At 32.7% G+C, this 7,460-nt stretch carries 11 protein-coding genes; 7 read left to right on the top strand and 4 right to left on the bottom strand.

The window, feature by feature from the left end; all coding sequences use genetic code 11:
- Nucleotides 1-149 precede the first annotated feature (149 nt).
- Together ACGH80_RS11425 and ACGH80_RS11420 are read right to left on the bottom strand one after the other, a co-directional pair.
- On the bottom strand, nt 150-443 hold the full coding sequence (locus tag ACGH80_RS11425; RefSeq protein WP_411631189.1) for a hypothetical protein: 294 nt from the start codon (nt 441-443) through the stop codon (nt 150-152).
- Between the two features lie 432 nt (nt 444-875).
- The gene (locus ACGH80_RS11420) at nt 876-2,213 is read right to left on the bottom strand and encodes a replication-associated recombination protein A (protein ID WP_411631188.1); all 1,338 of its coding nucleotides are present in this window, start codon (nt 2,211-2,213) and stop codon (nt 876-878) included.
- A gap of 178 nt (nt 2,214-2,391) precedes the next feature.
- Here ACGH80_RS11420 and lolA point away from each other — a divergent pair, with 178 nt between their 5' ends.
- Nucleotides 2,392-2,985: an outer membrane lipoprotein chaperone LolA gene (lolA, locus tag ACGH80_RS11415; RefSeq protein WP_411631186.1), complete on the top strand. Its 594-nt coding sequence runs from the start codon at nt 2,392-2,394 to the stop codon at nt 2,983-2,985.
- A 113-nt stretch (nt 2,986-3,098) separates the two neighbouring features.
- On the opposite strand, the gene smpB is transcribed toward lolA, so the two are convergent.
- The gene (gene smpB, locus ACGH80_RS11410) at nt 3,099-3,581 is read right to left on the bottom strand and encodes an SsrA-binding protein SmpB (RefSeq protein ID WP_065590504.1); all 483 of its coding nucleotides are present in this window, start codon (nt 3,579-3,581) and stop codon (nt 3,099-3,101) included.
- 33 nt (nt 3,582-3,614) lie between these two features.
- On the opposite strand from smpB, the gene ACGH80_RS11405 reads away from it, so the two are divergent.
- From ACGH80_RS11405 to ACGH80_RS11385, 5 genes are read left to right on the top strand one after another with little or no spacing between them, the layout of a single operon-like run.
- Nucleotides 3,615-4,076, top strand: a complete 462-nt coding sequence (locus ACGH80_RS11405; RefSeq protein WP_081296689.1) for a type II toxin-antitoxin system RatA family toxin — start codon at nt 3,615-3,617, stop codon at nt 4,074-4,076.
- A 1-nt stretch (nt 4,077) separates the two neighbouring features.
- A complete protein-coding gene (locus ACGH80_RS11400; protein ID WP_065590505.1) occupies nt 4,078-4,356 on the top strand; it encodes an RnfH family protein in 279 nt (92 codons plus the stop codon).
- A 16-nt stretch (nt 4,357-4,372) separates the two neighbouring features.
- Nucleotides 4,373-4,807, top strand: a complete 435-nt coding sequence (zur, locus tag ACGH80_RS11395) for a zinc uptake transcriptional repressor Zur (RefSeq protein ID WP_411631184.1) — start codon at nt 4,373-4,375, stop codon at nt 4,805-4,807.
- Nucleotides 4,795-5,151, top strand: coding sequence for an EamA family transporter (locus ACGH80_RS11390; RefSeq protein ID WP_034913647.1), 357 nt, complete (start codon nt 4,795-4,797; stop codon nt 5,149-5,151). The genes zur and ACGH80_RS11390 overlap by 13 nt, the downstream gene beginning before the upstream one ends.
- Nucleotides 5,151-5,534, top strand: a complete 384-nt coding sequence (locus ACGH80_RS11385; RefSeq protein ID WP_034913644.1) for a DMT family transporter — start codon at nt 5,151-5,153, stop codon at nt 5,532-5,534. The genes ACGH80_RS11390 and ACGH80_RS11385 overlap by 1 nt, the downstream gene beginning before the upstream one ends.
- A 219-nt stretch (nt 5,535-5,753) precedes the next feature.
- On the opposite strand, the gene ACGH80_RS11380 is transcribed toward ACGH80_RS11385, so the two are convergent.
- A complete protein-coding gene (locus ACGH80_RS11380; RefSeq protein ID WP_065590507.1) occupies nt 5,754-5,969 on the bottom strand; it encodes a DUF4177 domain-containing protein in 216 nt (71 codons plus the stop codon).
- A 517-nt stretch (nt 5,970-6,486) separates the two neighbouring features.
- Here ACGH80_RS11380 and tcdA point away from each other — a divergent pair.
- Nucleotides 6,487-7,281, top strand: coding sequence for a tRNA cyclic N6-threonylcarbamoyladenosine(37) synthase TcdA (gene tcdA / locus ACGH80_RS11375; RefSeq protein ID WP_085165909.1), 795 nt, complete (start codon nt 6,487-6,489; stop codon nt 7,279-7,281).
- Nucleotides 7,282-7,460 lie beyond the last annotated feature (179 nt).

Here is a 7,460-nt window from a genome sequence, read left to right as displayed (position 1 = left end):
TTACCCATGTGAGAGTAGGGTGCCGCCAGACTTTTAAATATAGAGAGCCCAGCAGTCATGCTGGGCTTTTTGCTTTTATATTATTATTTTATGATATGTAAAAAATCACTTAGTTGCTTTTGCTTTATTTTTAGTAACTTAACTTTAATCTATCTTATATTTTTATCTATAACTGATATGTATTTAGGTTTCTTTCTTAAATTGTTTAGTAAGTTTTTATCATCATCTTTCCACCAATATTTTTTATATATAGCTGGTTTTTTAAATTCATAAATGCTAATTAAACCTAACAAACCTGATGGTGAATCGGCCATAAAATCCCAACCGTTCTTTTCAGCACAGTACATTTTTAACTTTTCGTCATACCAAATTCGGTATCCTTTTTTATCTAATATATTGAGTACAGTGTTTGATATATTTGAATATTCAGATAATGCCGGCATAAAATTAATCCTATTTCATAATTTTAATAGTTTACAACTAGCTGAAGTGTGATTATCTCATTTTTAATACAAAACTAACGTAGAAAATCATGCTAGTTGTTTTTGTGTTTTGTATTCAATAGGCGTTATACTATTTAATGTCTCATGATTTTTTCAGTATTATAAATGGTAAGTCATTTTCGGTCATTCTATTTGCTTGCTCCAGGTTGTTAAAATGATACAAATCTAACCCGACATATTTTTAGATAAAAAGCACTTTAATTATTTAAAATTTTATACTCAAACACATAGTTTCCTGAAAGTTTTTAACATTATTTTAAGATTTAAAGGTAGGTACAAAAATAAGTATGTAGAAATAGTGTTCTCCATTTTATAATTATTTTGTTAGATCAAATACCTTCAGAATATTTTTATAAAAAATAAACACAGCCTCTATTTTTTAGACTTATAACGTTGAATAGAGCTTGAGAGGTTTTGTTCTTCTATCCATGCTAATTTTTCAGTATAATTTTTTTCAGCACCACGAGTTGTTGGGCGATAATATTTTGTATTAGCCATTTCTGGCGGGAAGTAATTTTCACCTGCTGCGAAAGCGTTGGGTTCATCGTGGGCGTAACGATACTCAGCGCCATAACCTAAGTTTTTCATTAAGCTTGTTGGAGCGTTGCGTAAATGCTCAGGAACATCGTAATCAGGTTTTGATTCGGCATCAGTCATTGCTTGTTTAAATGCAAGGTAAACTGCATTACTTTTTGGTGCACAAGCAAGATAGATGATTGCTTGTGCAATTGCACGTTCACCTTCAGCAGGACCAACTCTTGTAAAGCAGTCCCATGCGGCAAGCGCGACTTGCATAGCTCTAGGATCGGCATTACCAACATCTTCCGAGGCAATGCCTAATAATCGACGTGCAACATAAAGTGGATCTCCGCCAGCTGATATAATTCTTGCATACCAATAAAGAGCGGCATCAGGTGCGGAACCACGTATTGATTTATGTACCGCGGAAATTAAATCGTAAAAACGATCGCCTTGATTGTCGAATCTCGCATTACGTTCTCCTATAACTTCTTTGAGTAAATCAGGTGTAAGTTCATGCCCATCTGACATGTCAATTAATAGTTCAAGTGTGTTAAGTGCTCGCCTTGCATCACCACCAACGAATTCAGCAATTTGTTTTTTTGTTTCTTCTGGTAGATTGATGTTTTTATTACCATAACCACGCTTAGGATCATCCATTGCCTGCTGTAAAATTTGCTCAATGTCATGGTTGGTTAATGATTTGAGTAAATAGACTCTTGCACGAGATAATAACGCAGAATTTAATTCAAATGATGGGTTTTCAGTTGTTGCTCCAATAAACGTAACAGTACCGTTTTCGACATAAGGCAAAAACGCATCTTGTTGACTTTTATTAAAACGATGAACTTCGTCAACAAATAATATAGTGCGGATCCCTGCTTGCTGATTAATTTTAGCACGTTCAATTGCTTCACGAATATCTTTTATGCCAGATGTAACGGCAGAAACTCGTTCAACTTTAGCATTAGCATGATGAGCAATAATTTCAGCTAAAGTTGTTTTGCCCGTGCCTGGCGGCCCCCAAAGGATCATTGAGTGTAAATTTCCAGCTTCAATTGCTTTTGGTAGCGGTTTATCTTTCCCCAATAGATGAGATTGACCTATATATTCAGCTAGATTACGTGGGCGCATTCTAGCTGCTAATGGTTTAAATTCATCAGTAGTAAATTCAAAAGACATACTCGGCATGGCAGGTATTTATCCGCATTTGTAAAATAAAACCTATTATATACTTGTTATTTTGTAAGTGAAAAAAGAAAAGAAAATATCTTCCCCCAGTGGAATAAAAACGGTAATATTTCGATCATATATAGTAATCAAAATATATTTAACATATTTTTATAGAATAAATACATAAGGATTGATTATGAAAAAGTTTTTACTTTTAATCGGAGCATTAGTTAGTTTATCTGCATGGGCTAGCGATAAAGAAGTATTACAACAACGTTTAGATAAAATTGACGGGTTTTATGCAAGGTTTTCGCAAGATGTGAAAACGGCCGATAATCAACAAGTACAAGAAGGTAAAGGTGATTTATGGGTTAGTAGACCTTACTATTTTAATTGGACGATGAATGAACCTGATGAAACATCGATTATTTCTGATGGAAAGAATATGTGGGTATACACACCAGCAGTTCAACAAGTTAGTGTAATGGACTTGAAAAAAGCGATTGATAACCGATTAATGTTACTGATTACTGACAGTCAGAATCCAATTTGGAATGTTTATAATGTCACTCGTAAACAAGATTCGTTTACCTTAAAACCAACAGATGGGTCTAATCAAGACTTTATTATTTCGGTATTACCTACAGGTATGATTTCTAACTTTACTATTATAGAAGAAGATGGCCAACGTAGTTTTTATGACTTGTCTCGACAAACACTAGGTAAAGTCGCATTAGACAAATTCAAATTTACTCCGCCAGCAGGCGTAACTGTTGATGATCAACGTTAGTATATTGTAGATTTATAATGTACTAAAAAAGATAGCGCTAGCAAATCTAATTAAAACAGAAATTGAATCGATATCTACTGCTAGCGTTATATTTTACGAAGTGAATCAAAACATTACCGATTTGCGTTTTTCATAATACGTGCTTTATCAACTTGCCATTGGCGTTCTTTAATATCGGTACGTTTATCGTATTCTTTTTTACCTTTGGCAACACCAATTTTTACTTTTGCCCATGCGTTTTTCCAATATAACGAAAGAGCAACAACCGTATAGCCTTGGCGGTTGATCTGACCAAATAATGAGTTGAGCTCACGCTCATTTAGCAGCAACTTACGATTTCGCATCGGTTCACAAATAACATGCGTTGAGGCAACATTTAACGGCGTAATAGTTGCACCAAATAACCATGCTTCACCATCTTTAAGTAAAACATAGCTATCACTAATATTTGCTTTACCTGCACGGAGAGATTTTACTTCCCAACCTTGCAGGGATAATCCCGCCTCAATTTCCTCTTCAATAAAGTACTCATGGCGTGCACGTTTATTTAATGCAATAGTTGCCGATCCCGGCTTGTGTAATTTTTTCTTAGTCATAATGTGCGTTATTATAGAGTTACGTGATACTATATGCTACTAATTTTAACTTTTTATTTTATTATTATGGCACATGTTTTTCACGAAGTTATTGAGCCCTACTCAATTGAGCAAATGTTTGCTTTAGTTAATGATATAGAAAAATATCCAGAATTCATTCCTGATTGTATCGCAACAGGCATTATTAGAAAACAAGATAATATTATGACTGCCTTTATTAAGGTTGAAAAGTTCGGTTTTAAAAAATCTTTTACCACATTAAATAGAGTTAATGAACCTAACTCAATTGATATAACGCTTTTAGAAGGTCCATTTAAACAATTATCGGGTCGGTGGCAATTTGTTAAAATTACTGAAAACCAAAGTAAAATTAGTCTCAATTTAGATTTTGAGTTCAAAAATAAATTATTAGATATGACTTTTACTCCTATATTTAAAGAAATCATGACTAGTATGGTTAATGCGTTTTCAAAAAGAGCAAGGCAGATTTATTAAAATGATCAATATTCAAGTTGTTTATGCGTTACCGAATAATCCAACAGTAATTAATTGTAATGTTGATGAGCAAACGAATGTCTTGCAAGCAATTACAAAATCCAATATCTTATCGTTATGCCAGATTAAACTAGATGAACATTTAATCGGCATCTATGGAAAACGTTGTGATCTTAATGAATTGGTTAAAAATGGCGATCGTATTGAAATATATCGCCCTTTAATCAATGATCCTAAAGAAATAAGACGAAGAAAAGCTGCACAAAAAAATTATGGCTAAAGGCAAAGGATATTAAATGCATAATCTGTTAATTGAAAAGATTGAAACTTTATGCAAAAAACGTGGTATTAAACTGACAACGCAACGTCGAACAGTTTTAGATATTATGTTAACGGCAAATAAAGCAATGAGTGCCTATGATCTTTTAGATCTACTAAAAGTAAGCGAACCACAAGCTAAACCTCCAACAATTTATCGTGCACTTGAATTTTTACTTGAACAAGGTTTTATCCATAAAGTGGAATCTTCTAATAGCTATATTATTTGTCCACATTTTCAAGATCCTGAACATATTTCAATTTTATTTATTTGCGATAAATGTCAGCGAATCACTGAAAAACATTCACAAGATATCGAACATCAATTTAAACAGTTAGCACAACAAAGTGATTTTTTAATCAAACATAGTGTGCTAGAAATACACGGATTTTGCCAGCAGTGTCAACCTTAATTATTGTTCTTTGGTTAATTAATATTGCCTGTGATACTGTTGGGCAAATTGCATTTAAGTATGCCGCAATTACTTCAAAAAATAAGCAGGGTTTACATTATTGGCAAAAATTATTTAGCAATTTTTGGCTTTGGTTGGGGTTTGGCACATATTTTATCGGTTTTATTTTTTGGCTAGCATTTTTAAGTAAAGTGCCTTTATCGCAAGGTATTTTACTAGGTTCATTTAATATCATAACTGTTATGTTAGCTGGGCGTATCTTATTTCAAGAGCACCTTACTTTATTTCGTATCATTGGTATATTTTTTATTACTACTGGCGTAGTTTTAGTGGGGCTTACGTAATGAAAAAATTTTATATTATTGGATTTATTTTACTATTATTTTTTGACACATTTGGTCAAACAAGCTTTAAATTAACGGCAATATCAGCTATGCCATTTGAAGTGAGTATTGATTGGTTAATCCGTATTTTTACTTATGGTTGGGCTTATTTAGTAATGCTTGGCTATACAGGGGCATTTGTCACTTGGATGGTATTATTAAAAAAAGCCCCAGTGGGTCCAGCTTTTGCCGCTTCTCATTTACAGGTGGTTACAGTAATGTTGGTATCGGTTATTGTTTTTGATGAGCAAATTACATTGACACGCATGCTTGGTGGGTTATCTATCATTATAGGTATTGTTTTTTTAGCTCTAGCAGAGCAAAAATTACAGCATAAATCTTAAAGTTGCCTATTTTATACTGAAACATAGTGTTTCCTGAAACTTTTTAACAAAGAATTAATACTTCTAATTTACTAATTTAGCAATTAGCCAGTTTGAGTTTATCTTATTTAGTAGAAATAATATGCCCTAATGAGCATATTGATTTCTAACCTTACAACTATTAATTTAAAATATTATTACCTGTAATGGATTATTTTAATAAAAATGCTTTTGGGATTGTTAAATACGGTCACGCTCAAGGATAACAATGTGAGCTTCTCGATTCCAGAATAAGAACAAGCGACGTATCTCTCTTTCCATCGTTACTACACGCCAGCCTGCTTCAGCATTTTTATTTAGTAACTCGGTAAACCTAGCTGGATTAACATTAGCTGATCCAAAAAGAAACGAAGAAAAAGCGTTTTCTTGATAAATAACTACCTTATATTCTTTCATAAAAAATTAAAACTCCAATACTTTATTTAAAGTAAGATTAAAAATTTTTAATATTATATACTGTTAAGACTTTAGTATCTAGCGTATAACAATTTTGTTTGATCTAAAAAATAGATATGTTCAATCTATATTAAAATTGTTAACCATTTTAATATATAGCTCTATTTTGCTCGACGTTAGCCTGACTAAGCACGAGGGTATTACGGCCTGACAGGTTATTAGACCCTTTATCTACTTTGCTCAAGCTAAAGGTACAATTGCTTGGTATGAAATGGCAAATTGTAGGAAAAACTAATAAGCTAAACAAATACACATAATATCTTACCAATTATTTATCGTCGATGATGATGTAGCTGACCTTTATAAGAGTTATGAATTTGGTTTTTTATTCGTGAAAGGTATAATATCTCTAATACTTATTGATAAGTTCTTTATATAAAAAATATTACAGTTATAATTTGTAAAAAAGTTTCAGGAGAGTAGTTGTTTTAGTATAAAACACTATTATTAATTATTGATGAATAAAGAATCTTACTTTCAACGTTTTAGCGGTATAGCTAGGCTTTATGGTGAGTCGGCTTTGCAATGTTTTTCACAAGCGCATATTTGTGTAATTGGTATCGGTGGTGTAGGTTCTTGGGTTGCTGAATCGCTAGCGCGTAGTGGTATTGGTCAAATTACCCTAATTGATATGGATGATGTTTGTGTAACAAATACAAATCGCCAAATTCATGCGTTAAAATCCAATATTGGCAAAGCTAAAACCTCGGTTATGGCTGAACGCATTTTACAAATTAACCCTGAATGTATCGTGAATGAAATTGATGATTTTATTAATTCAGATAATGTTGGTGAATATTTAGGAACAAAGCAATCCCCATGTTATCACTATATTATTGAAGCAATTGATAGTGTACATGATAAAGCGGCTGTGCTTGCATATTGTAAGCGACAAAAATTGAAAGTGATTACCATTGGTGGAGCTGGTGGACAAAAAGATCCAACCCAAATTAAAATTGCAGATTTGGCAAAGACAATTCAAGATCCATTAGTAGCAAAGTTACGTGAAAAACTAAAGTATAATTATAAATTAAATAAAGATAGCAAAGGTAAATACGGCATTCCTTGTGTATTTTCGACTGAGCAATTAACGTACCCTTCTAAAAATGGACAAGTATGTTTAACAAAAAGTGAAGCAGATGGACCTAAAAAAATGGACTGTGAGTCAGGGTTCGGCGCAATTACAACAGTTACAGCCACCTTTGGTTTTGTGGCGGTTAGTTATGTGCTAAATAAATTGTGCAACACATAATTTTTTAAAACTAGTCCTTTTTCTTCCATAACAAATTCCATTAATAATAACCATTTTTGAATAAAAATGGTTCCTTTTTTTATATCTATTTCTTTTTTAGTGACTAGGGACTGTTGATCTTTGCTGTACATAAATTACTCAACAATACATTGGCAGCCACATTAACATAAATGCCAGTG

It is taken from the genome of Gilliamella sp. BG1, assembly GCF_046635625.1.
GTDB lineage: Bacteria > Pseudomonadota > Gammaproteobacteria > Enterobacterales > Orbaceae > Gilliamella > Gilliamella bombi.
This window is presented reverse-complemented; position numbering and strand designations above follow the sequence as displayed.